General features: G+C 36.1%; 24 protein-coding genes. 1 reads left to right on the top strand and 23 read right to left on the bottom strand.

Annotated elements, in window-relative coordinates; genetic code table 11:
* Positions 1-7: 7 nt before the first annotated feature.
* From hisC to WMO14_RS07475, 19 genes are all read right to left on the bottom strand, one after another.
* Positions 8-1,063, bottom strand: coding sequence for a histidinol-phosphate transaminase (gene hisC / locus WMO14_RS07565; protein ID WP_055176016.1), 1,056 nt, complete (start codon positions 1,061-1,063; stop codon positions 8-10).
* Between the two features lie 41 nt (positions 1,064-1,104).
* On the bottom strand, positions 1,105-2,292 hold the full coding sequence (locus WMO14_RS07560; RefSeq protein WP_022501146.1) for a pyridoxal phosphate-dependent aminotransferase: 1,188 nt from the start codon (positions 2,290-2,292) through the stop codon (positions 1,105-1,107).
* Positions 2,293-2,353: 61 nt separating this feature from the next.
* Entirely contained in the window at positions 2,354-4,213 is a 1,860-nt protein-coding gene (locus WMO14_RS07555) for a DUF2079 domain-containing protein (RefSeq protein ID WP_055176019.1), read from the bottom strand.
* A gap of 19 nt (positions 4,214-4,232) precedes the next feature.
* Positions 4,233-5,390 (bottom strand): ROK family transcriptional regulator, encoded by a 1,158-nt coding sequence (locus WMO14_RS07550; protein ID WP_055176022.1) that lies wholly within the window; start codon positions 5,388-5,390, stop codon positions 4,233-4,235.
* Positions 5,391-6,044, bottom strand: coding sequence for a fructose-6-phosphate aldolase (fsa, locus tag WMO14_RS07545; protein WP_022206287.1), 654 nt, complete (start codon positions 6,042-6,044; stop codon positions 5,391-5,393). It lies immediately after the preceding gene.
* 54 nt (positions 6,045-6,098) lie between these two features.
* Positions 6,099-7,571, bottom strand: coding sequence for a xylulokinase (xylB, locus tag WMO14_RS07540; RefSeq protein ID WP_022501149.1), 1,473 nt, complete (start codon positions 7,569-7,571; stop codon positions 6,099-6,101).
* Positions 7,572-7,620: 49 nt separating this feature from the next.
* On the bottom strand, positions 7,621-9,105 hold the full coding sequence (locus WMO14_RS07535) for an L-fucose/L-arabinose isomerase family protein (RefSeq protein ID WP_349153597.1): 1,485 nt from the start codon (positions 9,103-9,105) through the stop codon (positions 7,621-7,623).
* 208 nt (positions 9,106-9,313) lie between these two features.
* Positions 9,314-11,701 carry a phosphoketolase family protein gene (locus WMO14_RS07530; RefSeq protein WP_349153596.1) on the bottom strand — a complete coding sequence of 796 codons (2,388 nt, stop codon included), beginning with the start codon at positions 11,699-11,701 and terminating at the stop codon, positions 9,314-9,316.
* Positions 11,702-12,010: 309 nt separating this feature from the next.
* Complete coding sequence (locus WMO14_RS07525; RefSeq protein ID WP_055176033.1) at positions 12,011-12,589, bottom strand: phosphatase PAP2 family protein; 579 nt, start codon at positions 12,587-12,589, stop codon at positions 12,011-12,013.
* A 105-nt stretch (positions 12,590-12,694) separates the two neighbouring features.
* A complete protein-coding gene (locus WMO14_RS07520) occupies positions 12,695-13,087 on the bottom strand; it encodes a hypothetical protein (protein ID WP_349153595.1) in 393 nt (130 codons plus the stop codon).
* Positions 13,088-13,221: 134 nt separating this feature from the next.
* Complete coding sequence (locus WMO14_RS07515) at positions 13,222-13,587, bottom strand: hypothetical protein (RefSeq protein WP_055176040.1); 366 nt, start codon at positions 13,585-13,587, stop codon at positions 13,222-13,224.
* 7 nt (positions 13,588-13,594) lie between these two features.
* Entirely contained in the window at positions 13,595-13,735 is a 141-nt protein-coding gene (locus tag WMO14_RS07510; protein WP_022501155.1) for a hypothetical protein, read from the bottom strand.
* Between the two features lie 302 nt (positions 13,736-14,037).
* Positions 14,038-15,507, bottom strand: a complete 1,470-nt coding sequence (locus WMO14_RS07505) for a hypothetical protein (RefSeq protein WP_349153594.1) — start codon at positions 15,505-15,507, stop codon at positions 14,038-14,040.
* The gene (locus WMO14_RS07500) at positions 15,491-16,525 is read right to left on the bottom strand and encodes an ATPase, T2SS/T4P/T4SS family (RefSeq protein ID WP_172677789.1); all 1,035 of its coding nucleotides are present in this window, start codon (positions 16,523-16,525) and stop codon (positions 15,491-15,493) included. The genes WMO14_RS07505 and WMO14_RS07500 overlap by 17 nt, the downstream gene beginning before the upstream one ends.
* A gap of 31 nt (positions 16,526-16,556) precedes the next feature.
* Positions 16,557-16,721 carry a hypothetical protein gene (locus WMO14_RS07495; RefSeq protein ID WP_022501159.1) on the bottom strand — a complete coding sequence of 55 codons (165 nt, stop codon included), beginning with the start codon at positions 16,719-16,721 and terminating at the stop codon, positions 16,557-16,559.
* Positions 16,722-17,215: 494 nt separating this feature from the next.
* A complete protein-coding gene (locus WMO14_RS07490; RefSeq protein ID WP_022502232.1) occupies positions 17,216-17,560 on the bottom strand; it encodes a DUF5640 domain-containing protein in 345 nt (114 codons plus the stop codon).
* Positions 17,561-17,620: 60 nt separating this feature from the next.
* Complete coding sequence (locus WMO14_RS07485; RefSeq protein WP_349153593.1) at positions 17,621-19,027, bottom strand: UDP-N-acetylmuramoyl-tripeptide--D-alanyl-D-alanine ligase; 1,407 nt, start codon at positions 19,025-19,027, stop codon at positions 17,621-17,623.
* Between the two features lie 22 nt (positions 19,028-19,049).
* Positions 19,050-20,081: a D-alanine--D-alanine ligase family protein gene (locus WMO14_RS07480; RefSeq protein WP_055306698.1), complete on the bottom strand. Its 1,032-nt coding sequence runs from the start codon at positions 20,079-20,081 to the stop codon at positions 19,050-19,052.
* Positions 20,082-20,303: 222 nt separating this feature from the next.
* On the bottom strand, positions 20,304-20,984 hold the full coding sequence (locus WMO14_RS07475; protein ID WP_055176052.1) for a DUF1653 domain-containing protein: 681 nt from the start codon (positions 20,982-20,984) through the stop codon (positions 20,304-20,306).
* 167 nt (positions 20,985-21,151) lie between these two features.
* Between WMO14_RS07475 and WMO14_RS07470 the strand changes: the two genes are divergently transcribed.
* Entirely contained in the window at positions 21,152-22,027 is an 876-nt protein-coding gene (locus tag WMO14_RS07470) for a PHP domain-containing protein (RefSeq protein WP_090140115.1), read from the top strand.
* On the opposite strand, the gene WMO14_RS07465 is transcribed toward WMO14_RS07470, so the two are convergent.
* From WMO14_RS07465 to WMO14_RS07450, 4 genes are all read right to left on the bottom strand, one after another.
* On the bottom strand, positions 21,990-23,204 hold the full coding sequence (locus tag WMO14_RS07465; protein ID WP_055176058.1) for a class I SAM-dependent rRNA methyltransferase: 1,215 nt from the start codon (positions 23,202-23,204) through the stop codon (positions 21,990-21,992). The genes WMO14_RS07470 and WMO14_RS07465 overlap by 38 nt on opposite strands.
* A 400-nt stretch (positions 23,205-23,604) precedes the next feature.
* A complete protein-coding gene (locus tag WMO14_RS07460) occupies positions 23,605-24,045 on the bottom strand; it encodes a DMT family transporter (protein ID WP_022502238.1) in 441 nt (146 codons plus the stop codon).
* Positions 24,046-24,162: 117 nt separating this feature from the next.
* Positions 24,163-25,428 (bottom strand): sugar ABC transporter substrate-binding protein, encoded by a 1,266-nt coding sequence (locus WMO14_RS07455; RefSeq protein WP_055306701.1) that lies wholly within the window; start codon positions 25,426-25,428, stop codon positions 24,163-24,165.
* Positions 25,429-25,445: 17 nt separating this feature from the next.
* Positions 25,446-26,627, bottom strand: a complete 1,182-nt coding sequence (locus tag WMO14_RS07450) for an aspartate aminotransferase family protein (protein ID WP_022502240.1) — start codon at positions 26,625-26,627, stop codon at positions 25,446-25,448.
* Positions 26,628-26,629 lie beyond the last annotated feature (2 nt).

Genomic DNA, 26,629 nt, shown 5'->3' with positions numbered 1-26,629 from the left:
GTCTCCTCTAACCAACAATCTCAGATAAAGCACTTATAAGCTTATCCATCTGCTCATCTGTACCTATTGTAATTCTTAAATAATTATCAATTCCTGGCTGTGCAAAATATCTTACAAATATATTCAAATCCTTAAGCTTTTCAAATATTTCTTTAGCTGGAACACTCTTATGTGTAGCAAATATAAAGTTAGCCTTAGAGTCTGGGAACGTAAATCCAAGCTTTGTAAGTTCTTCCTTAGTTCTTTCTCTTGTAGCTGTTATTCTTTCAACACATTCCTCAAAATACTTCTTATCATTGATTGAAGCAACACCCATATCAATTGATGTCATATTCATTGTGTATGAATTAAATGAGAATTTCACATCATTAAGTGCCTTTATAAGTTCTTTTGAACCAAACGCATATCCAATTCTCATACCCGCCATAGAACGTGACTTAGAAAATGTCTGTACAACAAGTACATTATCATATTCATTCACTAAATCCTTAGCTGATACTCCTCCAAAATCAATATATGCTTCATCAACTATAACTACAACATCTTTATTATGTTCAATAATATCCCTTACACTGTCAAGATCCATTAAAAGACCTGTTGGAGCATTAGGATTAGGGAAGATTACACCGCCATTTTCTTTATAATAGTCTTCTGGAACAATCTTCATATTATCATCAAGCTTCTGCTTCTCATATGGTATACGGTACAGATCAGCCCATACACTATAAAAAGAATATGTAATATCCGGGAATAATACCGGCTTCTTTCCATTAAAAAATGTAAGGAAACACATTGATAACACATCATCTGAGCCCACACCGACAAATACCTGATTATTATCCATTCCATAATAATCTGCAATGCTCTTAACAAGCTTAGTCACATCAGGATCCGGATATAATCTGCAACGGTCTATATCTATTGCTTCCATTGCTTTTCTGACATTTTCTGATGGTCCATATGGATTCTCATTAGTATTAAGTTTAATAACATCCTGAACCTTAGGCTGTTCGCCCGGAACATAAGGTTCAACCTTTCTTATATTACTCTCCCAAGCTTTCATTAATAATCCTCATTTCCGCGTACATTTTTCGCATATTGATTTTATAAACCCATCTCTTTAGCAACTTCTGCAAAATGTGGGAGTGAATTAATTATTGTATCGTATGATACGCAGTAAGCCATCCTTACAAAACCAGCACAGCCAAATGATGAACCAGGAACAATAAGTATATTGTGCTTCTTAGCTGTATCACAGAAAATATTCTCATCTTCTGTTGGTGATTTGACAAAGAGATAAAACGCTCCTTCTGGCTTAATACATTCAAAACCAAGCTTTGTAAGCCCTTCGTAAAGTGCTTTTCTGTTCTTATCATAAGCTTCGATATTAACCTTGGCATCAAGACATCTGGCAATGACCTTCTGCTGTAATGATGGTGCATTAACAAATCCTAATATTCTTGTTGCTACAGAAGCGGCTGACTTCATATCATCTGAATCTGCTGCTTCATCTGGAATCACAAGATATCCGATACGCTCACCTGGAAGTGATAATGACTTGCTGTATGAATATCCAACTATAGTATTATTGTAATATTTAGTAAGATATGGAACTTCTACTCCATCATAAGCAAGTTCTCTGTATGGCTCATCAGCTATAAGGAATATCTCTATGCCTAATTCTTTCTGCTTGTCTTCCATAATCTTAGCTAACTTCTTTATTGTATCTTCTGAATACACAACTCCTGTTGGGTTGTTAGGATTGTTGACAATTACAGCCTTGGTATTCTTGTTAATAAGCTTCTCAAATTCATCAAACTTTGGCTGGAAAGTAGCTGTATCTGGAGATACTGCAACAAGCTTTCCACCAAAATTACTTACATAATTCCTATATTCTCCAAAGAATGGTGCAAATGTAAGCACCTCATCACCAGGATTGATAATTGTCTTAAGTATTGTATTAAGACCACCTGCCGCACCAACTGTCATAACAATATTAGTGTAATTAAAATGTGTATCAAATCTCTTATTAAGTGACTGTGCAATCGCTTCTCTTACATCTTCAAAGCCTGAATTGCTCATATATCCGTGAAGGACAACTGACTCTTCCTCATCAACTATATTCTTGATTGCCTCATTAACTTCATCCGGAGCCGGCACATTAGGATTACCTAATGAAAAGTCATATACATTTTCTGCTCCATATATCTTAGCAAGCCTGTTACCTTCCTCGAACATCGCTCTGATAACTGAGCTTCCTTTAACAAGTGCTTTCATTGATTCTGCTATCATCTTACTTGTCCTCCAATTCACATAATTATATAGATGTATTATAACAAATCTGACAATTTAATCAATTGCCTGTTGCTCTATTTTTGAATACTGCGATTACATTTTCTGCATAATATACAGTTTCATACTGTGATGAATTCAGGTAACTGCTGACATTGTAATAAGTATCGCTGTATCTTAAGTCCAAAGCTATATACTCTGTCTGTTTGTCGGTATAATATAATTCATACAATATCTTATGCTTTGATAAACTGGCACATAAAAATGTTGTCGCTGTAACACTTGCATCGTCAGGAATTGTACTAAGCCCTTCATTCATAGTATCAATCACCCTTTTATTATTCTCGTCCACATAATTAAACGCATTATCAAGCCTTGATACATTGAATGCCATAAAAAATATAACAACTGCCATAGCTGTCATACGAAGCATTAACATTTTCTTCCTCACATCCATATCGCATATATTAATAATTAAAAGATATATAAGAAGTGCACCTGAACCAAATGAATAGTGAAAATATATGCTATGGAAATATTCATAATCGGACATAAGATTAAACATTATATAAGGTCCAAGAAGAATAAATCTGCTCCACTTTCTTGTACATAATGGTATGAACAAAAGAACACCAAGTGTCTTTAATATATAAGCAATCTTACTTTTATCCATAATCTGCGTAATTATATACGCTGGATTATTAATAACCGTCTTTATTATTCCTGTTATATTACCATTACCTTCCGCAATCATATTATTAAATCTGTCAGAGATTATGCCCGTTCCTATTATCTCAATTATCTTGCAGGCAATGACAAAATACACTATGGATAATATCAGTATAATAAATCCTTTTTTATACATTCTCTTTCCTATTATCATATAAAGGGCCATGAACATAAGAAATACCGGTGCATCTTCCTTTACAAGGCATATAAGTATTGCAGATATTAATATTCCTGTCATATTATCTTTTTCCATATATAGCAGAAATGTAAATATAAGCACTGGAAGAAACATATTCTCGTGTATATCATAAAAGCATCCGCCGCTTATAACCGGATAAAAACAGTATATTATACATATTATTAACGCAGCCCGTCTTGACATTCCTTTGTACTCAGCAAGCCTGCAAAGTGGAATTACTGCTATTGCAATGACTACTGCCTGCATAACCTCAAGCGTCACCGGTGATGATACAAGCATATAAAATGGCAGTATCGTATAAAACATTGGTGATATATGCACACACATATGTGACATAAGATGATCTCTCTCACTTGTATTTAACATTCTGCCCGTCGTCTTCATATAGTGAAACATCTGCGAAAAAAGTCCCATATCAAAATTAGGTGAGCCAAATGACAGATAACGGAACACCATGCATATACTTATAAATGCTGTAATAACACCTGCAACTATCGCAACACCTGTGATATACATTCTTTTACTTATATCTTTTATATCCGCATTATAAGTGGTGCTGTCACTAATATATCCCTTGTAAATCTTGTGCACATAACTATATGAATATACAGCTGCCGCCAGTACAACAAGTGTCATTCCAGCCACAAAATACACATCATTATATTCATATACACACACGCAGGCATATACCAATACAACTCCTGTTAATAAAGTTCCCTCAAGAATACAGGCTTTAAGCCTGTTATTATCCTGAAGCTTTTCAAATATGGCATATAATACTATTGTTAATACCAGCGAGCATATAATAACTGAAACCATATCAACATTTTTAACGTATGACAGGCTGTTTATCATATACCTTCTGCTATTCATTATAAAACTCTCAACTAAACTAACAAAACACCACGCCATAATAAATCTTATGACGCAGTGTTCTAATGTAATTGTATTTCTTAAATTGTTAATACCCCTATACAGTCTGCTCTTATCCATCTCGCCTCTGTCCCTCTTGTTAAATACTATTAATGAATTCAGACAAAAACATTATTGCCGCTCCTGTATCCGTTCTCTCTGATGTACAGCTTGAAATCGAAAAATATCTTCCATCTGTATCAAAAGAATATTTATCAATAAGTCTTTGTCTTATATTCTCTTCATATTCTAACAGATATCTTGAAACAAATCCACCAATTACTATATCCCTGTCAAATATAACATACAGATTATTAATTCCTGTTGTAAGATTATCAAGATATTCATCAAGAACTTTGACGCATTGTGCATCACCCTCAGATGCTTTCTTAAAGAATTCATCTATCTGTATGCCAAGGTCTGATGAAAGATTTCTTGCTGAAAGATAACTTTCAACACAGCCCTTCTTTCCGCACATACATTTTCTTCCGTCAGGATATAAAGTCATATGTCCAAATTCACCATATCTGTTATGCTCTCCCTGCACAATCTTATCATTGCTTACACACGCACCACCAACTCCATCATTAATCATAAGATAGAATTTGTCGTGATAGGACTCGTCCATATGAGCATTTTCATTCTTATGGGAATACCAGTAATCAGCAAATGCACTGGCTCTTGCATCGTTCTGTACAGTATAATCATACTTAAGACGACTCGTAATGTTATCAGTCTTATAGTCTCTTGTGTTAAGTGGTGGAGATGAAATTATCATTGTATTATCACTATTGAATATACCCGGCATAGTTATTCCTATGCCAAGTATATTATCAGTATTAATATTATTCTCCTCTATTATATCATCGACAAGCTCTGATACCTTAACTCCATAATCACTTTCCGGACTGAATTCAATATCAACACTTTTCTGGCTTCTTATCTCTCCATTAAGATCTATAAGTGCCACCTTTAATTCATTAGCACGGACGTTAACGCTTATTGCAAATCTTGCATCAGCATTTACCATAATCATCTGGGCTTTTCTTCCTCCTGTTGAGTCAAAACTACCCTCCATAACTATAAGCCCTGAATCTTTTAAAAGCTTGATATTCTGGTTGATTGTCGGAAGTGACAATCCAAGTGTATCCGCAATCTCCTGCCTTGATATTGCACTGCTGTTATATATAAGCTTAAATATTCTGTTCTTATTATACTTTCTAACCTCTGACGTTGTTATTTTCTGTGATGAAATCATTTATTCTCCAAATACTGCCTTATAATCTTTCTGGAACTTCTCAATACCTGCATCTGTTAATGGGTGATGAACCATCTGCTCAATAACCTTATAAGGAACAGTTGCTATGTCAGCTCCTGCAAGTGCACAGTCTGTTATATGTATAGGATTTCTTACACTTGCACATATAATCTCTGTCTGGATATCATAATTAGAAAATATACCAACAATATCTTCAATAAGCTGGATACCCGGCTGTGATATATCATCAAGTCTTCCAAGGAATGGGGATACATATGCTGCACCTGCTCTTGCTGCTAAAAGTGCCTGATTAGCTGAAAAGATAAGTGTTACATTACACTTTATTCCTTCTGCTGAAAGCACCTTAACTGCTTTAAGGCCTTCTACTGTCATAGGAATCTTAACTACCATATTAGGATGAATCGCAGCAATCTCACGGCCCTCTTTAATCATTCCTTCCGCATCTACTGTAGTTGCCTTAACTTCACCACTTATAGGTCCATCAACAATACTTGTAATCTCTTTAATTACTTCATTAAAATCTCTGCCTTCTTTGGCAATTAATGATGGATTAGTTGTAACTCCGCAGATTACACCCATATCATTAGCTTTTCTGATATCATCAACATTTGCCGTATCAATAAAAAATTTCATAAAACCTCCATTCTGCATATACACTATCTGTTATTATTATGCCAGATACATCAATTACATTTTCTCAAATACCCCTTTTAATGCAGGATATATGTCTTTAAATGTATTATAACGTGAATTATACCTGTCTGCAATGTCTTTTTCCGGCTCGATTGTCCTACATATTCCAACAATGCTGTCTGCCGCCTGCTTAACATTTTCATATTCACCAGCCGCCACCATAGCAAGCATAGCAGCTCCCATAGACGGACCCTCTTCTGACTTTAACAGATGTACTTTAATTCCCAGCACATTAGCCATAATTGTACACCAAAGCTCACTCTTAGCACCACCACCGCACATCTTGGTTTCTGTGATGTTAATTCCAAGCGACCTGGCAATCTCAAAAGAGTCCCTTATCGCAAATGCAACACCCTCAAGCACCGCCTGTGTCATATCTGTCCTTGTGCTGTCCATAGTCATTCCTGTAAATGTTGCTCTTGCAAGCGGGTCATTATGTGGTGAACGCTCTCCCATAAGATATGGAAGAAAATATATATGATTATTGCCAAGCATATCTTTAGTTATATGTGACTGTGCTTCTTTGTAATCTGTATCCTTTAAAATATTATCCATCCACCAGCCATTGCAGGAAGCTGCACTTAACATACAGCCCATAAGATGATAATAGCCGTCCGCGTGGTCAAAGGAATGAAGTGCATTATTATTATCAACGCTAAAGTTACTGCTTGATATAAATATTGTTCCGCTTGTTCCAAGAGAAATATTGCACATTCCGTCCCCAACAGTTCCAGTACCTACTGCCGCAGCAGCATTATCACCTGCTCCAGCAGCTACACATACATTGTCTGGAAGTCCAAGCTCCATAGCAGCTTCTTTAGTAATACAGCCAACCTTTTCGTAGCTTTCATACAAAGCCGGAAGCTGTTTTCTTGAAATTTTGCATATGTTAATCATCTCTTCTGACCAGTCACGCTTTTTAACATCTAATAAAAGCATACCTGACGCATCCGATACATCTGTGCAATGTACTCCTGTAAGCCTGTAGGCTATATAATCTTTAGGAAGCATTATCTTAGCAATCTTTTTGAAATTGTCAGGCTCATTATTCTTAACCCAGAGAAGCTTAGGAGCCGTAAAGCCAGCAAATGCTATATTCGCTGTATATTCTGTAAGCTTATCCTTTCCAATCTCATTATTAAGATAATCACATTCCTTAGTTGTTCTTCCATCATTCCAAAGAATTGCCGGTCTTATTACATTATCATTCTCATCAAGAATAACAAGACCGTGCATCTGACCTCCGAAGCTTATTCCTGCAACCTTGTCCTTATCTATATCCTTTATAAGCTCTTTGATTCCCTCACAGGTCTTATCATACCAGTCTGTCGGATTTTGCTCTGACCAGCCTGGCTTTGGAAAGCTTATAGGATAAGTCTTAGATACTGTATTTACAATATCACCTGTTGGTTCCATCAATATCAGCTTAACCGAAGATGTCCCAAGGTCAACACCTATATAATACATACCACACCCCATTTCTATAAACTATTATCTATTTACGTTATAATCTTAACTATGCAAAAGGATTTTCTGACTTATAAAGCACGCCTGCCGGCTGGTTATATGATATGTCCTCAACGCCAAGATACTTAAACACATCAAACAAAGCCTTTCCATAATGTCCAAATGCTACTGCCCCATGATGAGGATAATTCTTCTCAACAAGCACGTGTCTGTAAAATCTTCCCATTTCATTAATTGCAAATATTCCTATAGCACCAAATGAACGTGTTCTTACAGGAAGAACTTCACCCTGTGCAACATACGCCCTTAACTGGCTGTCTGAAGTACTCTGTAACCTGAAAAATGTAATATCACCAGGTACAATATCTCCCTCAAGTGTTCCGTTAGTAACTTCTTCTGGAAGTGAACGTGCCATAATCATCTGGTTCTTCATCTCACAGAATGAAAGCTTGCACGCTGCTGTATTGCCACAATGGAAGCCCATAAATGTATCCTTAATTGTATAATTGAATCTGCCCTTAATATCTTCTTCGTATATATCTGATGGAACCGTATTATTAATATCAAGAAGTGTAACAACATCATCGCTTACAACTGTTCCTATGAATTCACTTAAAGCTCCGTATATATCAACCTCACAGGATACAGGTATTCCCATAGCTGTAAGACGTGAATTAACATAGCAAGGAACAAAGCCAAATTGTGTCTGAAATGCTGGCCAGCATTTTCCTGCGATTGCAACATATTTTCTTGAACCCTTATGTGCTTCTACCCAGTCAAGAAGTGTAAGCTCATACTGTGCAAGCTTCGAAAGTATCTCAGGTTTCTTATTACCTTCTCCTAATTCCTTCTCCATACTCTTTATAACCGCTGGAATTCTCTCATCTCCTGCGTGATTATTATAGCTTTCAAAAAGGTCAAGCTCTGAATTCTCTTCTATCTCAACGCCAAGATTGTATAACTGGTTAATTGGTGCATTGCAGGCGAGGAAATTATTAGGTCTTGGTCCAAAGCTTATAATCTTAAGATTATTTAACGCATATACAGCCTTTGCAACCGGTATGAATTCGTGAATCATATCTGCACATTCACTTGCTGTTCCTACTGGATATTCCGGAATATATGCCTTAACTCCTCTTAATTTCAGGTTGTAGCTTGCATTAAGCATACCACAATAAGCATCTCCTCTGTTACCTACAAGGCCTCCATTAGCTGATGTTTCTTCTGCTGCCGCAACGAACATCTTAGGTCCGTCAAAATATTTAGCAAGCATAGTTTCTGCAATTTCTGGTCCAAAATTACCAAGATATACACATAAAGCATTACAGCCAGCTTTCTTGACATCTTCTAATGCCTGCTGCATATGTATCTCGCTTTCGACTATACATATTGGACATTCATATATTTCATCTGCATTATATTTGTTCTTGTAAGCCTCAACTAAAGCTTTTCTTCTGTTCACTGACAGGCTCTCTGGGAAACAGTCCCTGCTCACTGCCACAATTCCGATTTTAATAGATGGTTTGTTATTCATTGTAAAATCCTCCATTTCTGTAACACCCGTTACTACAAGTATGGGGACACATCCTGCTATATGACGTATCCCCTTACTTTTAATAAATACATTTCAAAAAGTTACTTATATAATATTATTTTTTTGTACATTTTGCAATACATTAAGCAGCTTTTATAAAATATTTTATATAAATCACTCAATTATTCACTAACTAGTTTTATAACCATTATTTATTATCTGGTGTATGCCACTTCCATTCCTGTACCTCTGGAAGATCCATACCATACTCGCTTATATATTGCTTATGTGCAACTAAAGTATCTCTCATCTTCTGGAGAAGATATGAACCTTTGTTGCCAAGCTGTGGAAGTGCATTAATAACAGCCTGTACAAGATGATAACGGTCAATCTCGTTCTGTACTCTCATATCAAATGGAGTTGTAATCGTACCCTCCTCCTGATAACCGAATACCTGAAGATTTCTGTTATGTCTGTAATATGTAAGCTCGTGTATAAGTGTTGGATAGCCGTGGAATGCAAATATAATTGGCTTATCCTTTGTAAATAAAGCGTCATAATCTGTATCTGACAGACCGTGAGGGTGCTGTGTATTAGACTGTAACTTGAATAAATCGACTACATTTATAAATCTAATCTTTAAATCAGGCATATTATCTCTTAATATTGTAACAGCCGCAAGTGCTTCAAGTGTAGGTGTCTCACCACAGCCAGCAATTACTACATCTGGTTCTTCTCCCTGGTCATTACTTGCCCATTCCCATATGCCAACACCCTGTGTACAGTGCTTAACAGCCTGTTCCATAGTAAGCCACTGTGGTCTTGGGTGCTTAGATGTAACAAGCACATTGACATAATCACGGCTTCTTATGCAATGGTCAAAGCAAGAAAGCAAGCAGTTAGTATCTGGTGGAAGATACATTCTTACCACATCCGCCTTCTTATTAGCTATATGGTCAAGGAAGCCTGGATCCTGATGTGTAAATCCGTTATGATCCTGCTGCCATACATTTGATGAAAGAATAAGGTTAAGTGAAGCAATTGACTGTCTCCAAGGAAGCTGTGAACATACCTTTAACCATTTAGCGTGCTGTGCCGCCATAGAGTCTACTATTCTGATAAATGCTTCATAGCTTGCAAAGAAACCATGACGTCCTGTAAGAAGATATCCTTCTAACCAGCCTTCACACATATGCTCCGAAAGCATTGAATCCATTACACGTCCGTCCTTGGCAAGGAATTCATCATTATCCTTAAGAACATTATTCCAATCCCTGTTAGTCTCCTCAAATACTTTGCCTAATCTGTTAGACATTGTTTCATCTGGTCCAAAGATACGGAAGTTCTTAGTTTCTTCATTTAACTTGAATATATCTCTTACAAAACCTCCAAGTTCAATCATATCCTGACCATCTTGTGCTCCTGGGAAAGGTACGTCAACGCCGTAATCCCTGAAATCTGGAAGTCTTAAATCTCTTAAAAGCTTACCACCATTAGCGTGAGGATTGGCACTTATTCTGTGATCTCCTTTTGGTGCAAGTGCTCTTAACTCTGGAATTAATCTGCCATTTTCATCAAACAATTCTTCTGGCTTATAGCTTTCAAGCCAATCATTAAGCTGCTGTAAATGTTCTGGTCTATCCATCATAATTGGAACCTGATGTGCCCTGAAAGTTCCCTCAATTTCCTTGCCATCAACAACCTTTGGTCCTGTCCAGCCCTTTGGTGTTCTAAGTACAATCATAGGCCAGAATGGTCTTTCTGTCTTACCTTCTTCTCTTGCTTCTCTCTGTATTTCCTTAATCTCCTCAATAACAGTATCTAATGTCTCTGCCATCTTTCTATGCATTGTCATTGGATCATTGCCCTCAACAAAATATGGTTTCCAGCCACATCCGTGGAAGAAACTTTCTATCTCATCGTGTGATATACGTGAGAATATTGTAGGGTTGCTTATCTTATATCCATTAAGGTGTAATATTGGAAGCACTGCTCCGTCTGTCACAGGATTGAGGAACTTATTAGAATGCCATGCTGTAGCAAGTGGTCCTGTCTCAGCTTCACCATCACCAACAATACAAGTTGTTATAAGATCCGGATTGTCAAATACCGAACCAAATGCATGTGCTATCGAATAACCAAGCTCACCACCCTCATTAATTGAACCTGGTGTCTCAGGTGCAACGTGGCTTGATATTCCTCCTGGGAACGAGAACTGTTTGCAAAGCTTCTTTAATCCGTTCATATCCTGACTTACATTCGGATATACTTCGCTGTATGTTCCCTCAAGGTATGAGTTAGCTACAAAGAAATTGCCGCCGTGACCAGGACCGGATATAAGCACCATATCAAGATCATACTTCTTAATAGCTCTGTTCATATGACAGTAAACGAAATTCTGACCCGGAACTGTACCCCAGTGACCTACGATTTTCTTCTTAATATGTTCCTTCTTTAAAGGCTCTCTTAAGAGAGGATTATCTAAAAGATAAAGCTGGGCAGCTGCTAAGTAATTGGCAGCTCTCCAATATGCGTCCATCTTTTCAAGATATTCATCTGTAATTGGCATCTTTTCAACACACATTTCTTCGTTCATCCTTAACCTCATTTCTATGACAATAATATTGCCACTTAATAATTGTTATCTATTTTAAAATCACTTCTGTAAATATCTTTTATAAATATATTTTACAAAAGTGATTTTATATTAGCACATCTTAATTAAATGTCAATATAGCTTTCACAAAAATACATAAAAAATACAAGCACTATCACAAAAGGCTGTCCAATATTGATATGCCTCTTTACCTGACACAAAATGTTCTGTAAAGATTAGCCATATCATAATCGGACAGCCTTTATTTTTAACATAATTACAATTTATATTATCATTACTATTTCATTATTACTGCTTATTAAATATAGCATTAAGCTTTGGGACTTTATTCATAAGTGCCTTAACAATAAAATAAGCCGCTACACCATATAATGCACCTGTGATTGTACCGACAAGCACATCTGTTGGATAATGTACTGTAAAGTACAGTCTAGAAAATGCTATAAGTGCCGCAAGTACCAGTGCCGCACTTCCTTCCTTCTTTCTCCACATAAATATTGACACTGCCGCAGCAAACGAAGCTGACGAATGTCCTGATGGGAACGAATAATCGTGAATAGAATTAAATATTCCATATAAATTCTCGAATTCATTGCCAACAACAAAATTCTGTCCAACTACCCAGAATGCTCTTGGTCTTGCCCATAGATGCTTCATTATTCCATTACAGAATATAAGCGACAATATAAGTGCTATTGCCATTGTAAGCCCTGCTTTTTTATATTTCTTAGGAAGAACTGTAAGCATAAGCACAGCTAATACTATCCAGAACCAGCCTGCATTCCCCAATGTAGTAATCACATAAAATATTGGATTAGTTATTGGGTTATGTAATGTTTCAAACCAATGTAATATCTGAATTTCCATTATATAACAGCCACTTTTAATGTGGTCTCTCCTTTCCACAATTGACCTAATATATTAATCAATTGAAATCATATTGTGGAATTATAAATGAATATATATATATTGTCAATTTAACTTTACAGCCCTCTGGCATATACATTTATTCTTTCTTCCCTTATATCCATAACTGTATTCTGCTTCAATTGCTATGTCATACAGCATTGCCGTCCTGTCCGCATATAACAGCGTAACTGTATACTCTGCATCTGAACTGACAGCCTCATTAAATGACTTACAGAAACTTCTCATAAGCTGTGTTGTAAATACATCATCTGGAATATCATCATATTCACCAGTTATGTAACCATCTGACACTTTATCCAAAGCATAATCAAATGCCCCATTAATACTGCTGTTCATCTCCATATTACAGTAATTATCACTGATAATCGAATTATGTATAATCACAAGCAGAATAATAATAACCATCATTCCAGAACTACTTATTATTAATCTCATATCACTCCTTATCTATATTACATTGTGCCGACATCTCAATTTAACGTGGCAAATCCATATTTGTATTTATTCAATCCCCATCATCTTTATTTCGTAGAGCAAATCCAGATTTATCCTTATTGTGCTGGGACGTACTACACCGCCATCTCAACCCTTACAAGTGCCTTATAATCACACAGCTTATTAAGTCCGAACAATCTCGACTTTACAGGATATTTAATATTCAGGCGGTAATAATCATAATCTGCGGCTGCATCGAAATATTCATAACTTACATCTGCCCCATATTGTGCAGCTATCTCGCATACCTTTTTATTAGTATCATAATCAATATCCCTGTGTTCATAACTTATGCCATTTATCTGGATTACATCTTTTATATACTGCTGTACCTCACTGCCTTTGCTTACACTTTTATTAACAGCAATAAAATCCAGCGATATCAGACATATAAAAGAAAGTATTACAAGATATGCCGAAGCTTCTACTATTATCTTCATTATGCACCTACCTGTAGAACAGCTTTGCAAGCTGTGTACCCTCTAATACAGTGCATTTGTTCATACATATCCCTAAGAATGTAAATGCTATTGCAAGTCCTGTAATACATATAATTACATCACCATATTCTTCCAATAAATATTCCATTATACTATCCCCTTTCATTTCTTAGATTGTATTTCAATTAAACTATTGATTTATATTAAATATCTATATCAACCACCAAGCATTTTATCAGCAAGCATTGCGTACATATTTATCATTGATAATATAAATACTATAGCAATGCACGTCTCACCTAATTTTTCTAATATAAAGTCCATGCCAAGCCTTTCTCCACCTTTAATATTACCAGCAGCAAATCTTTACCTACTCGTCACTAATGATATTCTCTTCCACCTTATTAATGTATAGACAGACACAATCTTTAACAATATTAATATTACACATTACAAATACAGTGTTATAACAAGCATCATATCAACAGACATTTTCAATGCCATAAGAAATACAGGTATGTATTCCATAAATTTAAACAAACTTATCCTGTCCTTATAAGCAATCTCTGACTGCTTGTTTATAAGCTCGTTATTTCTCTGTATTAAAGAATTAATAGTTTCATCTACCTGATTGTCTGGCAATTCCGATACTGAATATAATGTTCTTACTGTCGACATTATATCTGTCTGTCCATACTCCGACAGAAATTCATAATATGGCTTAATATCTGATGGGTCTGCCTCTATGTCCCTTATAAAAGTATCAAGTGAATTCTTAATTATATACGGACTTTCATCGTAAGTATCTTCAATTGCCGCAATCAATGGCATATTCTCAAGATTAAGTGCAACATTTCTTAACCAGTCAGAAAATGCCTGTCTTAAATTGTTAGTAAGCTTTTTCATTGCAGACTTTTTATTAATCAACGGATAAATAACCATTACAGCCATTGCCATAACAAGATATACAAATATAAAATAAAAACCATTAATAAACGCCAGGCCTGCCAATATTCCAAGCACTGTTATAACTGGAATTATCTTCTCAATTATATTCCATACATTGGTTTTAAACACAAGCTTATAATATTTCCTGCTGTTAGTATCAATATCTTTATCATTAAGAATTTCATATCCGTAATGTTTATTCGTGAAAGCATAGAATAATATACATAACACAAGGAATATCACTGCTGTCCACTGATACAGCCAGTCATCAACTATGTTTCCCTGTCCGCTTTTATATCGGTTAAGCATGGCACTCATAAATATTGTAAGACCTGAAAGCACTATGCTTATAATAACTCCTATGGTTGTATCCCTTTTTACATTCTTGATTTCAAGCTCCTGCCTGTATATTCCTTTAATCCACCTGTCAGAGTCATCAAGAAGCACTCTAAGTGCATTCTTATACCTTCCACCTCTCTTTTCAATTCCAATAATAAACTTATGAAGTGTCCTTATACGGCTGCAATTATACTCTTTCTCTATGATATAAAGTGCATTAGCATATACATCTTCTCCCATACCATATTCAAGCTCGTCCATAGCCTGCTCTATCACCCTGCCAAGAGTGCCGCCTGCTATCTTGCCTGTATCTTCTAAAGCTGTGTATATCTTAGGATTTCTCATAAATGAATACGCCATCTGATGGAGATATATATCAACGTCCATAAACTTTTTAAGCCTGTTATTATTGTAGTACCTTTTTCTTATAATACCCGGAATAACGCTTATGGACACAAGACCAGTAATTATTACACATACAGGCTTAAGGCCATATATCATACTTATTCCGAATATCACAAGAAATCCTGTTGTTATTGCTAAAATATATTTCTTCATTGAGAAATCATATCCATATGCTGATATATCTTTAATTACTGAACGTACCGAAAAATATCTAATTAACCTTTTCATATATGTTCTTTATGCCTCTCCTTTTAAATTTATCAAGAATATCTTCCGGGACAGTTTCGTCTGTAAATGTGCCGTCTTCGTATATTACACAGCAGTGATTAACAGAATTGCACCTTGAAAGAAAACCTATCTGCTTAATCCTCCTTTTCTCGTGCTTGTCACATTCCACAAGCACAACAAGGTCTATATATTTGTATACACTATTGATAAATCTTTCATTGACACTGCTGTTGCCAAGCATATTGTACATTCTGTCAGGCATATCCCTTACCTCATCCAGATGCATAGTTGTCATACAATATGAACCTGTAGACAAACTGTTAAGCAGATGTGCAACTTCTGGTCCTCTTGACTCTGACAGCAAAATCCAATCTATATTATGTCTTAACCCAGCCTTTATGATATCCTGGTATGTAACCTTGTCATCCACAAAAAATTCAACACATTTTTTATTAGGATTAATCTTTCTATAATGTATCTCCTGATTATCCTCATATACTCCTGCCTTCTCATTATGCGGAATTTTCGTTGACAGATACTTTACAAGCTCTGTCTTTCCTGCGTGTGGCTGTCCTCCCACAACTATGCTAAGGTGTGCAGTAACACTATTCTCCAAAAGATTAATAATGCTTTCAGGGGCATAATCTGACTCAACTAAATCCTTATGCGAAAATCTCAGATATTCTGGTATCTTTCTTATAGACATACTTTTCTTGTGACACCTTGATTCGTGCCATATAGAAATTCTAAGCTTCTCTGTATTGGCCTCAAGAATAGGTCTGCTTCTGTTAAATGAAACACCCATTATATTGGCAAGCTTTATTGATACATTTTCCACATATCTGTCACTTAATTCCTTGCCTGAAATATAACTTCCAATGCCAAGCTCAGTTATCCAAAGATTATAACCATCCCATTCTATATCCGTCACATTATCATTATTTATTTCCTGTGCTATCTCACTGAATAATTCATCTTTATTCTTTTCAATAATGTCTTTTAAATCTTCTTTATCCATATTCCACCCCATTTACTGCACACCTTCTTAATTATTTCATAGCTTCATATATCTGTGACTCATACTCAATATCTTCTATCGCTCCTGTTGTCTTTCCACTTACTATTGTCACAACCGCCGCTGTTAAAAGTAAGGCTGCAAGCACACCAGCAAGTGCAACAACAACTTTTCCATAATGTTCTATTATATCGTGCAAATATATATCCTCCTATAAATATATCTATTGATTATAATATATCAGATTATAATAATCCTAAATCCTGATATTCTATAATCAATTAAACTTTAAATTAACGGGAAACTCCTGTATATGACAGGTAATGAATAACACTTATATGTGTTATCTAGAAATCTTATGTACTTCCTGATGTAAGTTAAGATTATATTAAAAACGCGTTTTTCATATTGATACTATATCACTATATTATATATTTGTAAAGTATTATTTTAAAAATATTTTTATTTTATATAACTTTCATTTTATTTATATATAGCACATTCACTTGCAGAAAACTACATATCGTAAACTACATATCGTAAACTACATATTAGAGCGATTACACGTTATCATTACATAATACTTTTTTGTAACAGGGATCTTTATCAGATTTTCATATTACACTAAAAATCCCTTCAGGCAATATCTGCCCGAAGGGATAATAAATCATTCTTTAGATTATTAGCATCTGGTTATTCACCTTTTTTAAGTTCAATTTCACCTGAATCATTAGATAATGTAAGTGTCTTTGACTTGTTAGAAATCTTAAATGTATACTCGTCTGTCTGTGTTCCACCAAGAACTGACTTGTTGATAGTTATTTTGTCTCCATCAACGGAATATGTAATATTAAGTTGAATTCCGCTTAACTGCATAGTTCCCTGACCATCTGCCTCGAAATTAAATACAACATCATATCCGTTATCATTACCACTCCAGCTTCCCTCTACACTTGATGACTTACTTCCGCAAGCTGTAAATGCCAAAGCGAATACCATAATCATAGCACTTATTATTAAACTCTTAGTCTTTTTCATAGACGCCTCCTTTCTTCTTTCTGTATATATTTAAGCATTTGCAAAACGCTTAATCTTAATCTAATTATCCTTGCTTAAAAGCTCCACAATATCAGCAAATTTCATTGCGTGCGATGCCTTTATCAATATATTATCATTATCCTTAAGGATTGACGAATATGCCATATTGAATTCTTCCATATCATCAAAGCTGTGTATCTCACAATCATATGAACCAAAATGTGTTTCCATATAATCGTCTGTTCCTATAGCGATATGTCTTGCCAGATCACCAATAGTAATAAGAACATCTATATTCTTAGTACCTATATACTGTCCAACATCATAGTGGAGATTTTTCTCATTTTCTCCAAGCTCATACATATTGCCAAGTATACATACTTTTCTGCCAATAGCCATATCAAGCACATCAACAGAAGCCTTCATAGATACAGGATTAGCATTATAACAGTCATCTATTAATGTATATTTACTTGTTTTGATAATGTTATTTCTGCCTGAAATAGTCTTTAAATCAGTTATTCCGTCTGCTATCTGTGCAGAAGTAAGCTCTAATGCCGCACCAACACAGGCTGCTGCAAGTGCATTGTATATCATATGATGTCCAGGAACCGGCACAGTAACCTCAAAATCCTTACAGCCATCTACACAATTAAGACCTGATATTACAAATTTAGTTCCACTAAGCCCAAGATTTTCTATATCCTTGGCATACACACCGTCTTTATAGTTAATTCCAAATCTTTCAGGCTTCTTTCCATTAACCTCATCTACAGTGATAAGCTTATCATCATCGCCGTTAAGTATCGCTATTCCGTCAGGCTTCATATTATTGAAAATCTCTGTCTTGGCCTTTAATATTCCATCTCTTGTCTTAAGATTTTCAAGATGACACAGACCTATATTAGTTATTACGCTTATATCTGGCTGGGCAATTTTTGATAATCTGTCCATTTCTCCGAAATCACTTATTCCCATTTCAAGAACAGCAACTTCATCATCATCTCTTAAGCGGAATACTGTAAGAGGAAGTCCTATTTCATTATTGAAATTACCTTCTGTCTTTAACACTTTATACTTCTTGTTAAGCACATAACTGATTGTTTCTTTAGTGCTTGTTTTACCTACACTTCCTGTTATACCTACAACCTTGATATCAAGATTATTACGGTATAAAAGTGCCATATCCTTTAACGCCTGAAGACTTGATTTAACCTTTATATAAGAATTAGTCTGTCCTTCAAGTTCTTTTTCTGATATAACACACAACGCTCCATCATTAAAGCAGTTATCTATGTATTGGTGTCCGTCAGTTCTCTCGCCACATATGGCAACAAACAATCCGCCATTCTGCACTTTACGGCTGTCAGTTGTTATGTCTGTCACTTCTTTATCAAGGTTATCTTCACTGCCATAATATACGCCATTGCAGGCTTCTGCTATAGCTCTTAATGTCATTCCACGCATAAATAATAATCTCCATTCAATATTAATTATACTTTTCTAAAGATATTTCTATAATCTTCTTAGTAAGTTCATCATATGACATTCCTACAGCCGCAGCTTCCTGTGGAAGTAAGCTTGTTCCTGTCATTCCCGGAAGTGTATTAATTTCAAGGCAGTATATATCTCCGTCTTCATTAAGAAGTTCATCTACTCTTGCATATGTAGTAACTCCAGCTGTCTCACAGGCTTTCTCTGCCCATCTTTGCATTTTCTCTGATATTTCCTTAGGAAGATTAGCTGGACAAGTCTCCTTAGTTGCTCCTGCCTTATATTTATTCTTATAATCATAAAATCCGTCAAGCGGTTCTATCTCTATAACTGGAAGTGCCTTTCCATTAAGTACACCTACAGAGAATTCTCTTCCCTTAATGAATTCTTCTACAAGTATATTATCTTCATATGAAAATGCATCTGTTAAGGCTCTCTTGAATTCTTCTTCGCTATTAACAATAGATACTCCTACACTTGAACCACCACAACAAGGCTTAACCACACAAGGAAATGGAACATATTCTACCTTATGTCCCTTGTGGAGTGCTATGCCCTTAGGCATTGGAATACCCTCTGGAACAAGAACCTTTTTAGTAAGCTCCTTGCTCATTGATATGGCACTGCTTATATAATCAGTTCCTGTGTACTTAATTCCCATAAGTTCAAATGCTGCCTGTATCTTTCCGTCCTCACCATTGCTTCCGTGAAGCCCCATAAATACTATGTCTGCTTTCTGGCAGAGTTCAAGAACATTATCTCCAAAGAAACCTTTTCCCAAAGCTTTTCTTGCTTCAAGTTCCTTCTCAACATCAGGAGTCTGGTTCTTTAAATATTTGCAAAGTTTTTCCAAATCATTGTCATTATTAAAAAAGTTATCAACATTTTCACTATCTATACCGAAAAAAACATCCACAATGTTAGCATTGTATCCATTTCTTCTTAAAGACTCACACACTTTGGTACTTGTAAGAATTGATATATCTCTTTCAGTGCTTGTACCACCTGCTAATACAACTATATTCATTATTAATCCTCTTTTCCACACACAATCTCTTATTGTATAGTTCTCCTGTGCATACCTTATAGAATATAACATTTATTAACAACATATGCAATCAATATCGTAATTAGTCACATACTTTTCCACAATATCAACATACTTATACACATTTTATGTGAACTCACAAAATTCTGTAATATTATCCATTTTATCGCATATATTATGTTAATTTTCTGACAATTATCACTACTGACGCAGTCTTAATCCTTCATATTTGGTATGTGCAAGAAGACATTTTCTAAGTGAATTATATCTATCAGTAATGTCGCCCTCTGGCACAGCAACTTCAATGGACTCCGCCATAATATCAATAAGCCCGTCATTTAATTCACTTCTCATAGAAGTTAATATATCAAGCTTCTCTTTATAATCATATGCATCAAGAAATCTTATCAGCTTGCTGTCCTGTACAGTATTCTCATCTGAATTGTAGGTGTCAGCAATATTCCCATTATCAGATGAGACATTTTCTGTCTTATAATCAATAGATTTATTCTCTGTATATCTATTTCCTGCTATGTCGCAGGCAGACTTATCTACTGTATATGTATTATCCGCTGAAACCATATTAACATTGTCTATCGATTTATTATAAGCAGATGTATCATCGGATTTCTCAAGTGCTTTTCCTGTATTAATATCTATAAGTTCAAATCTGTATTTCTGCTCTACATCAGGATATTTATTATGGTCAACTTCGCTCAAAAACATATCATATGGTCTTACATATAACTCATATGAGCCGTATAGCCCCTGATACACAACCATTTTCTCCTTAGTCTCTGAGTGTATCGCAACGCCTCTTACCTGATACAGCTTATTCTTAAAATGTCTGTAAAAACCACCAATAACTAATTCTCTTTGCATAATCACTCCTCCTGTTGCTTTTATATAAAATTAAACTTTTTCGTTAATTTATTATTTTATTAAGATTAAGGATTTTGCGTACTTTTTTAAAGTGTTATAATCTACTTGCGTACTTAATACAATTCTATTATCTGCTTAGAAATCGTGCGCAGAAATGAGGTTATAATATGAAACAGGTAGATTTGCACGTACACTCAACATATTCTGACGGAACTAATACTCCCTCAGAGCTTATAGCAATTGCTTCTTCTAAAAATCTTAGTGCCATCGCCCTTACCGACCACGATACTCTTGACGGAATACCAGATGCCCTTAAAGCCGCTGGTAATTCAGAGGTGGAATTAATACCCGGTGTTGAATTAAGCACTAATTTTAATAATACCGAAGTCCATATCGTAGGACTTTTTATTGATTACACTAACAATGCCATCAATGATTATCTTAAAACACAGCGCGAGTCACGCATCAACCGTAATATTGCAATATGTGAACGCTTCTGTTCAATCGGTATTAATATTACATATGAACAAATGTTAAAATTATACCCTGATGCTGTTATAACAAGAGCACATTTTGCTGATTATCTTGTTAAGAATCATTACACCGGCGACCGCAACGAAGCCTTTGACAGATACTTAAGTCCCGGAAAGCCCTGCTTTGTGAACAGGCATAAGGTTGACCCTTCTGAGGCTGTAAGCATTATTCATCAGGCTGGCGGTGTTGCTGTGCTTGCACACCCAATTCTTTACCACCTTGGCAAAGCCCAGATGAATGAGCTTATTAACCACGTATGCTGTGCCTCAATTGATGGAATTGAAGCAATTTATTCAACCTATAAACCTGCCGATGAAAGGGAAATCCGCAAAATCGCCAAAGAACATAATCTTCTCTTATCCGGAGGCTCTGATTACCACGGTGCTAACAAGCCTAACATACAGTTAGGAACAGGTCTTGGACATCTTTTTGTTCCTTACGAAATAAAAGATGCCCTTTACGAAAGAAGCCTTACTTTTCGTCAACAACCTGAAAAATATAGAATTTAAGGTATAAGGACTCATCGGCTGACCACAGAATTGGATGGTCAGGTGACTGGGTCCTGTATTCTATCTGTCTTAGTCTTTTATGTACATTTCTTGCCGCTTCGCCAATTGTCTTAGTGAACAATTCCGGATCCATAAAATGTGAACAAGAGCAGGTTGCAAGGTATCCGCCGTCTTTGACAAGCTTCATCCCCCTAAGATTAATCTCTCTGTATCCCTTAACTGCATTTTTAATGGAATTTCTTGACTTGGTAAATGCTGGTGGATCAAGAATCACAACATCAAACTTCTCGCCACTCTTTTCAAGCTGTGGAAGCAGGTCAAACACATCTGCACATTTGAATCGGACAATATCCTCAAGTCCGTTAAGCTTGGCATTTTCTGTCGCCTGATTAACAGCAAGTTCAGATGCATCTACTCCTAATACGCTTGAAGCTCCCGATATTCCTGCATTAAGTGCAAATGAACCTGTATGTGTAAAGCAGTCAAGAACCTTCGCACCCTTGCATAAGCCGCCGATAGCTCTCCTGTTATATTTCTGGTCAAGGAAAAAGCCTGTCTTCTGACCGTCCTTAACATCTACATAATATTTAACACCATTTTCAGTTATCATAACTTTGGTATCGAATTCTTCACCGATAAAGCCTTTAACTCTTTCCATTCCTTCAAGCTGTCTTACTTTGGCATCGCTTCTTTCATATACGCCTCTTATTGGCATGCCATATTCTTTAAGTATTTCTTTCAGGTCATCGACAATAAGCTGTTTAAATCTGTCAATTCCAAGTGCAAGTGACTCTACTACAAGAACATCTGAGAACTTGTCTATTACTATACCCGGAAGAAAATCTGCCTCTCCGAATATAAGCCGGCAGGAAGATGTATCGACAGTATCCATTCTGTAGGAAACAGCATCTTTTACACGCTGTTTGATAAATTCTTCGTTAATCTCTCCCTCGTGTCTTGATAACATTCTTACTGTTATTTTGGAACGGCGGTTTACGAAGCCTATTCCCATAAAGTAATCATCGAAATCATGGAGTTCGATAAGGCCTCCGTCTTCTACGGTTTCGGAAAATGTGTCTATTTCGTTGTCGTATACCCACATACCGCCGGATTTTAATTGACGGCCGGCGCCTTTTTTCAGGGTTACTGTGCCTGTTATTTTGAATAAATTGGTCATTGGTTGAGGTCCTCTCTTTTATTTGGGGTGGGGTGGGAAATGCGGTGGTGGCATAGATTGCGCTTGTGCTTCGCACTTCGCTTCTACTTTGCCTTGGCTTATTATGTACTGCCACGGATTGCCTTTACTTTTGGCTCGTGCTTTGCACTTCGCTTTCCTTAGCCTGCTTATGATTTGTTTTTGCTGGCTCGTGCTTTGCACATCGCCTTTAGTTGATTTCCCACTGGTTTCGCCGTGCAGGTCCAAGAAAGCTCTGGCTTTCTTGGACTGTCGGGCTGTCGCCCTATCAGACAGAAATTTTAAAAGCAGCTTTGTGCAAGCACAGCAGCTTTTAAGTTTTCTGTCTGGCACGGCTTGTAGCTTACGCACATTATATCCCCTCGCTGTCAGTTTTACAACTTTAATTCTTCCCTGTATTGTAGAACATAAATACTCCGCCCATTGCTATTATCAGGGCTAAGAGTTTGAGCCACGAGAAGTCGGCTTTTTTGCTTCCAAATAAGCCCATAAGTTCTATTATATAGGCTACTATTACCTGTGCTACTACTATTGTGACTTCGGCTTTGGCTACACCTAGGTCGGATACACTTTTTACTACGGTGAAGGTTATGAATGCTCCTATCACACCGCCTAATAATGATATTTTATTCTCTACCTGAAATATTCCACTAATATCAGGTCTTCCGTTAAACAGCCACATTATAATGCAGGTTGCAAGTGCTGTAAACTGCACGAAGCCTGCCGCCACCCATATACTGCTCGCTTTTGTAACATTCGTATTAAGTACACCTTGCAGGCTCATTAACGCACCTGAGATTATTGCAACAATAAATCCTGCCATCAGACAACCTCCTTTAACAATCTCTATTGTTAATAAAGTATTTACTGATAGCAGGATTTTATTCACTGATATTGGAGTAAATTACATTTTTATCCACACTAATGTATTATTCCATATTTAATTATTAAGCCTTGATAGTGTCATATAATTGGAGATTTCTTTGTAAAACTCATTATATGCACTGTTAAAATCCACTCCGTCCCATAACTGGTGAAGCATAATCTCATATTTTGTATATATGTTGCCTACTCCTACATATTTGGCTTTTACGATGCTGTTAGCATATATTGTGTGCAGTGTATTGTAATTGCTCTGCTGGGTCTTTGATTTATAGCTTATGTCTGCCCTTGCACTCATATGTCCGCTAAGACTTTCCAAATCCTCTGCATAGTCATATGATATTGCCCTTGCTACTGCCTTGGATACCGCAATATTTGATGTGTATGGATTTACTATCGCCATCGTAGTAACTGACATTGCCTTTGACTCTAAATCATCTGCAAGCTTTGGAACTGGAATTATTCCATATTCAACACCTGAAGCATCAATTGTTGAAAGGCTGTCGGCATCAACTATTGTATATATAAGCTTTCCCTCTGCAAACTGTGATACACACGACTGCAATGATGAATTATATCTATCAATCGCATAAGTGTCCTTTAACTTCACATATTCAGTTAAAGCCTTTTTAAAATGCACCTCATCTATTGCAAATGCTCCTGAATCCTCAGCATTATTGCCGCCTATATTAACGTATCTTCCTGTAAATGTATAATTAAGAAACATTGATGATGCATCAAAGTTAAATATCCTCTGAACACTTTTATTATCTTCTGTAACTTCGTAGTTATCATTATATTCTTTTATCTCATCAAATGTATCAACTGCACCTGCAAGCTTACTGTTATACACCATAACCGGCATATTAAATGTAACCGGATAGCCATATAACTTTTCATTATATGAGCTTGCTATAAGGGCAGCCTGTCCATATACTTTATCATTGTATACATCCTTGTAAGAATCATTTTCAAGCATAAGACCTAAAAGATATGCCTTATTGCAATTCTCTGATGACATAAGATACACATCTGGCACATTATCATTTCTTACAGTTTCATTGTAAATTGTATCAACAAAATCTGATGACTCAACATATACCGGATTGACAGTAACCAGATTGTTAGCCTCTTTAAATTCTTTCGCTACATTTTCAAGATAGCTGTCATAGTCCTTATTATCATACCAGACATTAACTGTTACAGGAGTCTCTATATCAAGTTCCCTTGCTGTCTTATTCTTATCTGTACCTGAACATGCCATCACAGATAAAGTAAGAACACCTGCCATAAGAACTGACACAAGCTTCTTAATTACTTTCATTATTCATCCAACCTTTATTAAAATGATTTCTTTAACTTTGTTATCATTTCATCTACGTCCGCCTTAGTTATAACAAGAGGTGGCACCATTCTGATAACATTAGTTCCGGCTGAGAACAGTATAAGTCCATTGTCTAATGCATTAGCAATAACATCTTTAGGATTGATTGAAAGTTCAAGTCCCTGCATAAGTCCAAGTCCTCTCCTCTCAATTATAAAATCATATTCTGCTACAAGTTCATCAAGCTTTTCTTCAAGATATGCTGATACTTCCTTGACATTATCCAATATATGCTGTTTCTCAAATAATTCAAATACTTTTGTTGCTGCTGCACACGCAAGTGGATTACCGCCATAAGTTGTACCGTGATCTCCTGGTACAAGTGCCTTAGCAACTTCTTCCTTGGCAAGAAATGCACCTACTGGAACACCACAGCCAAGTGCCTTGGCAACAGTAAGAATATCAGGCTCAACTCCATACTGCTGGAATGCAAACATTGTACCTGTTCTTCCCATTCCACACTGTATTTCATCAAGTATAAGAAGAATACCCTTTTCATCGCAAAGCTGTCTTACACCCTTGATGAATTCGTTAGTTGCAGGATATATTCCTCCCTCACCCTGTACTGTTTCAAATATAATAGCACAAGTTTTATCATTTACCAACTGTTTAACACTTTCAAGGTCATTATAATTAGCAAATTTAATTCCCGGAATCATAGGTCCGAACGCTTCCTGATAATGCTTATTGCCTGTTACAGCTAATGCTCCCATACTTCTGCCATGGAAGGAATGATGCATTGCTATAATCTCTGAATCAGTTCTTCCTGTCTTTAAATAAGCGTATTTCTTTGCAAGCTTTATAGCACCCTCTATTGATTCTGTACCACTGTTAGTAAAGAATACCCTGTCCATTCCAGAAGCCTTTGTAAGTGCTTTAGCAGCATTTACCGCTGGCTCATTATAGAAATAATTAGATGTATGTATAAGCTTGTCAATCTGTGCCTTTAACGCATCATTATATTCCTTGTTATTATAACCTAATGCAAATACCGCAATACCTGCACCAAAATCAAGATATTCTTTTCCGTCTGTATCATATAATCTTACACCATCACCTTTATCAAGTACAATCTGGTATCTGTTATATGTATGTATTAACTTTTCTTCTGCTGTTTTAATAATCTGTTCTGTCTGCATAA

Origin of the sequence: Lachnospira rogosae (ex Hitch et al. 2025) (assembly GCF_040096455.1) — a bacterium.
Classification (GTDB): Bacteria; Bacillota; Clostridia; order Lachnospirales; family Lachnospiraceae; genus Lachnospira; species Lachnospira rogosae.
The sequence above is the reverse complement of the archived record's forward strand: the minus strand, read 5'-3'. Positions and strand labels throughout refer to the sequence as shown.

What these genes read in the sequence shown, in the direction of transcription:
- hisC (WP_055176016.1), bottom strand. Translation starts at nt 1,063, where the DNA reads ATGAAAGCTTGGGAGAGTAATATAAGAAAGGTTGAACCTTATGTTCCG.
- WMO14_RS07560 (WP_022501146.1), bottom strand. Translation starts at nt 2,292, where the DNA reads ATGATAGCAGAATCAATGAAAGCACTTGTTAAAGGAAGCTCAGTTATC.
- WMO14_RS07555 (WP_055176019.1), bottom strand. Translation starts at nt 4,213, where the DNA reads ATGGATAAGAGCAGACTGTATAGGGGTATTAACAATTTAAGAAATACA.
- WMO14_RS07550 (WP_055176022.1), bottom strand. Translation starts at nt 5,390, where the DNA reads ATGATTTCATCACAGAAAATAACAACGTCAGAGGTTAGAAAGTATAAT.
- fsa (WP_022206287.1), bottom strand. Translation starts at nt 6,044, where the DNA reads ATGAAATTTTTTATTGATACGGCAAATGTTGATGATATCAGAAAAGCT.
- xylB (WP_022501149.1), bottom strand. Translation starts at nt 7,571, where the DNA reads ATGTATTATATAGGTGTTGACCTTGGGACATCTTCGGTTAAGCTGATA.
- WMO14_RS07535 (WP_349153597.1), bottom strand. Translation starts at nt 9,105, where the DNA reads ATGAATAACAAACCATCTATTAAAATCGGAATTGTGGCAGTGAGCAGG.
- WMO14_RS07530 (WP_349153596.1), bottom strand. Translation starts at nt 11,701, where the DNA reads ATGAACGAAGAAATGTGTGTTGAAAAGATGCCAATTACAGATGAATAT.
- WMO14_RS07525 (WP_055176033.1), bottom strand. Translation starts at nt 12,589, where the DNA reads ATGGAAATTCAGATATTACATTGGTTTGAAACATTACATAACCCAATA.
- WMO14_RS07520 (WP_349153595.1), bottom strand. Translation starts at nt 13,087, where the DNA reads ATGAGATTAATAATAAGTAGTTCTGGAATGATGGTTATTATTATTCTG.
- WMO14_RS07515 (WP_055176040.1), bottom strand. Translation starts at nt 13,587, where the DNA reads ATGAAGATAATAGTAGAAGCTTCGGCATATCTTGTAATACTTTCTTTT.
- WMO14_RS07510 (WP_022501155.1), bottom strand. Translation starts at nt 13,735, where the DNA reads ATGGAATATTTATTGGAAGAATATGGTGATGTAATTATATGTATTACA.
- WMO14_RS07505 (WP_349153594.1), bottom strand. Translation starts at nt 15,507, where the DNA reads ATGAAAAGGTTAATTAGATATTTTTCGGTACGTTCAGTAATTAAAGAT.
- WMO14_RS07500 (WP_172677789.1), bottom strand. Translation starts at nt 16,525, where the DNA reads ATGGATAAAGAAGATTTAAAAGACATTATTGAAAAGAATAAAGATGAA.
- WMO14_RS07490 (WP_022502232.1), bottom strand. Translation starts at nt 17,560, where the DNA reads ATGAAAAAGACTAAGAGTTTAATAATAAGTGCTATGATTATGGTATTC.
- WMO14_RS07485 (WP_349153593.1), bottom strand. Translation starts at nt 19,027, where the DNA reads ATGCGTGGAATGACATTAAGAGCTATAGCAGAAGCCTGCAATGGCGTA.
- WMO14_RS07480 (WP_055306698.1), bottom strand. Translation starts at nt 20,081, where the DNA reads ATGAATATAGTTGTATTAGCAGGTGGTACAAGCACTGAAAGAGATATA.
- WMO14_RS07475 (WP_055176052.1), bottom strand. Translation starts at nt 20,984, where the DNA reads ATGCAAAGAGAATTAGTTATTGGTGGTTTTTACAGACATTTTAAGAAT.
- WMO14_RS07470 (WP_090140115.1), top strand. Translation starts at nt 21,152, where the DNA reads ATGAAACAGGTAGATTTGCACGTACACTCAACATATTCTGACGGAACT.
- WMO14_RS07465 (WP_055176058.1), bottom strand. Translation starts at nt 23,204, where the DNA reads ATGACCAATTTATTCAAAATAACAGGCACAGTAACCCTGAAAAAAGGC.
- WMO14_RS07460 (WP_022502238.1), bottom strand. Translation starts at nt 24,045, where the DNA reads ATGGCAGGATTTATTGTTGCAATAATCTCAGGTGCGTTAATGAGCCTG.
- WMO14_RS07455 (WP_055306701.1), bottom strand. Translation starts at nt 25,428, where the DNA reads ATGAAAGTAATTAAGAAGCTTGTGTCAGTTCTTATGGCAGGTGTTCTT.
- WMO14_RS07450 (WP_022502240.1), bottom strand. Translation starts at nt 26,627, where the DNA reads ATGCAGACAGAACAGATTATTAAAACAGCAGAAGAAAAGTTAATACAT.